Source organism: Nonomuraea sp. NPDC049784, assembly GCF_040659615.1.
Lineage (GTDB): Bacteria > Actinomycetota > Actinomycetes > Streptosporangiales > Streptosporangiaceae > Nonomuraea.
In genome coordinates, this window is record NZ_JBFAMX010000874.1 from 1 (window position 1) to 3,293 (window position 3,293).

The window sequence follows — 3,293 nt, forward strand, 5'->3', positions numbered from 1 at the left end:
GCTGCTGCTGGACGCGGGGCGGGTGGTGAGCGCCGATCGGCTCATCGACGGCCTTTACGGGCCGCGGGGCGGGGCCGTGAACGCGTTGCAGTCGCAGGTGTCCCGGTTGCGCCGAGGGCTGGGGGTTGACGCGCCCGTGGAGTTCCATCCCGCCGGGTACCGGCTCGCGGTGCCTCCCGAGGAGGTCGATGTGCTGGCGTTCGAGCGCCTGGCCGCCGAGGGACGGGCGGCCGGCTCCCTCGAACGACGGGTGGCGCTCTTCGGCGCGGCCCTGGCGCTCTGGCGCGGGCCCGCGCTGGCCGATGTGCGAGGCATGCCGTTCGCGGAGACGCAGGTGGTGCGGCTGGAGGAGCTCCCGGTGAGACCGTCTTCCACGTCACCCGCTCGCGCTGCCGCGGGCAGGCGAGCCGCCCATGGAGGCCCCCGCGGTCAGGTTGTTCGCCGAGCGGGCCGCCGCCGTGCGCCCGGGGTTCGCGGTGGACGCCGAGAACACCGGCGACGTGGTGCGCATATGCCGCGCGCTCGACGGTCTCCCGCTGGCGATCGAGCTGGCCGCCGCGAGGCTGCGCTCGCTGCCTGTCGCGGAGGTGGCGGCGCGGCTGGACGACGCGTTCGGGCTGCTGTCCAGAGGCAGCCGTACGGCCGCGCCCCGCCACCGCACCCTGCGCGCGGTCGTCGAGTGGAGCTGGGACCTCCTGGAGCCGGACGAGCAGGTGCTGGCCAGGCGGCTGAGCGTGTTCCACGGCGGGGCCGCGCTCGAGGCGGTAGAGCGGGTCTGCGGCATGCCCGGCGCGCTCGCGGGTTGGTGGAGAAGTCGCTGGTCGAGGTGGCGGGCGACCGCTACCGGATGCTCCGCACCATCCAGTCGCTCTGCGCGGAACGGCTGGCGGAGGCCGGGGAGACCGAGAGGCTGCGGCGCGCACACGCCGAGCACTTCCACCGGCTCCTGGGCGAGGCCGCGCCCCACCTGCTCCGCGCCGAGCAGCTCGGCTGGCTGGCCAGGCTCGACGCCGAGCGCGACAACCTGAACGCCGCCCTCCACTGGGCCGCCGGCGCCGATCCCGCGCTGGGGCTGCGGCTGTTCGGGGACCTGTCCACGTACTGGTGGCTGCGCGGGCGCAGGGCCGAGGGGATCCCGCCCGCCCGCGCCCTGCTGGCCGCGCTCGACGGCCCGCCGGAGGGGCTGGCGGGCGAGTACGTCCTGTGCCTGCTCGGCGCGGCGCTGCCCGCTCCCGAGCAGGACCTGGACCGGGCGAGTGAGCTCATGCTCTCCGTGAACCTGGTCGAGACCCGTCCCCAGCTCGTCTTCTTCTGGTCGATGGCCATGGGACCGGCCAACGAGGCGCTCGCTGACACCATCGCCGCCCGAATGCGCGAGAGCGCCGACCCGTGGATCGCCGGCCTCGATCACCTCGGCAGGGGCGTGCTGGCGTTCCTCACGGCCGGGGACCTGGCGGAGAGCGAGCGGCAGTTGCGGCTCTCGATCGAGCGGTTCTCCTCGCTCGGCGAACGGTGGGGCATGATGACGGCGATCTCCCAGCTGGCCGACCTGATGGGCTGGCTGGGCGAGGGCGAGCGGTGCGTGACGCTGATGGGCGAGGCGCTGCGGCTGGCCGAGGAGCTGGGCTCCCTGGAGGACCGCGCCGAGCTGCTCTGCCGCCGAGCCGACGGCCTGATCATGCTCGGTGACCTGGAGGCGGCCATGGAGGGCTGCGAGGAGGCACTGGAGCTGGCCACGGGAGCCGTGGAGGCGACGACCAAGGCGATGTTCGGGCTGGCCCGGCTCGCGAGGTTGAACGGCGATCGCGCCGGGGCCCGCGCCCGTTATGAGGACCTCTCCGCCCTGCCCGAGGGCTCCTACGGCGGCGGGCTCGACCAAATCCAGGCACAGGTGGCGCTGGGGTGGATCGCCGCGGAGGAGGGCGAGCGGGCCGAGGCCGCCCACCGGCAGTCGAGCGCCCTGGCCAGGGCGCTCGAGCTGCGTAGCCGCCCGCACATGGCGCTGGCGGTCGAGGGCCTGGCGGGCGTGGCCGTGCTCTCGGACGACTGCGAACGGGCAGCCCTCCTCCTCGGCGCGGCCCGCGGTCTGCGTGGGGTCGCCGCGGCCGGTGACCACGACGTGGCCAGGGTGTCCGCCCAGGCGCGGGCCCGGCTCGGTGAGGAGCGGTACGCGCGGGCGTACGAGCAGGGGAGCGCGCTCTCCCGGGATGACCTGATCACCCTGGTAAGGCCTGAGTTGTCTGAGTCTGGCTAATGTGTCTGCGATGAACGAGGTCATAGGCGGGTACACGCTGCGGCGCCTGCTCGGCAGCGGCGGCATGGGCGAGGTGCATCTCGCGTCCACGCCCACCGGGGGCCTGGCCGCGGTCAAGGTCATCCATCCCGCGCTGGCCCGCGATCCGGCCTTCAGGAGGCGGTTCGAGAGGGAGGTCGCGGCGGCTCGGCGGGTGGCCAGGTTCTGCACTGCGCCCGTGCTGGACGCGGGGATCGACGGTGACGTCGCCTACCTCGTCACCGAGTACGTCAAGGGGCCTGACCTGGCGCATGCCGTACACGATCAGGGGCCGCTCTCGGGCGGGAACCTGGAGGCGCTCGCGGTGGGCATCGCCACCGCGCTGAGTGCCATTCACGGGGCCGGGGTGATCCATCGCGACCTCAAGCCGTCCAACGTGCTGCTCTCGCCGCTCGGCCCCCGGGTGATCGACTTCGGCATCGCCCAGCTCGTCGAGAACGACGCCCTGGCCAGCCAGGCGATACTCGGGACGCCCGCGTTCATGGCGCCCGAGCAGGTGCGCGGGGAGCCGCTCACGCCCGCGATCGACGTGTTCGCGTGGGGTGGGGTGATCGCGTTCGCGGGGACGGGGCGGCTGCCGTTCGGGGGCGGGGCGCCCGGGGAGGTCGTGTACCGGATCATGCAGGAGGGGCCCAGGCTGGACGGGCTCGACGAGGGGATCAGGCAGATCGTGGAGCAGGCCCTGGCCAAGGATCCCCGCATGCGGCCGACGGCCCAGCGGCTCCTGGCGGACCTGGTCGGCGGCACCCGCCTGGCCGCGGCCACCGAGGTGGTCGAACGTACCTGGACGGGCGCCACCCCGGCCGCCGCACCGCTCCTCCCCAACGTTCCGCCCACCGTCGGCGCGTCACCCGCCTCCGACGTGCCGCCCGCCCCGGGCCGGCTTGGGTCGCCCGAGCCGCCCAGCGGCCCGAAGCGGAGGCGGAGGCCGAGGATCGCGGCGGCAGGCGCGCTCGTCCACGCCGTCGCCGCCGAGGCCGTGCCCGGGCTCACCCAGGAG

General features: G+C 74.6%; 3 protein-coding genes and 1 pseudogene. 3 read left to right on the top strand and 1 reads right to left on the bottom strand.

Going from position 1 to position 3,293, the window contains the following annotated elements; genetic code table 11:
• Positions 1-190 precede the first annotated feature (190 nt).
• Positions 191-349, top strand: a pseudogene (locus tag AB0J09_RS60205) (BTAD domain-containing putative transcriptional regulator); the annotation flags it as partial.
• 27 nt (positions 350-376) lie between these two features.
• Here the strand turns inward: AB0J09_RS60205 and AB0J09_RS60210 are convergent.
• Positions 377-784: a hypothetical protein gene (locus AB0J09_RS60210; RefSeq protein ID WP_360712752.1), complete on the bottom strand. Its 408-nt coding sequence runs from the start codon at positions 782-784 to the stop codon at positions 377-379.
• A gap of 18 nt (positions 785-802) precedes the next feature.
• On the opposite strand from AB0J09_RS60210, the gene AB0J09_RS60215 reads away from it, so the two are divergent.
• Positions 803-2,254, top strand: coding sequence for a hypothetical protein (locus AB0J09_RS60215; protein ID WP_360712755.1), 1,452 nt, complete (start codon positions 803-805; stop codon positions 2,252-2,254).
• 10 nt (positions 2,255-2,264) lie between these two features.
• The coding region (locus tag AB0J09_RS60220) for a serine/threonine-protein kinase (protein ID WP_360712749.1) at positions 2,265-3,293 on the top strand (1,029 nt) is incomplete at its 3' end.

Excerpts from the sequence above, each read along its gene's own strand:
- AB0J09_RS60210 (WP_360712752.1), bottom strand. The coding sequence starts at position 784 with ATGCCGCAGACCCGCTCTACCGCCTCGAGCGCGGCCCCGCCGTGGAAC.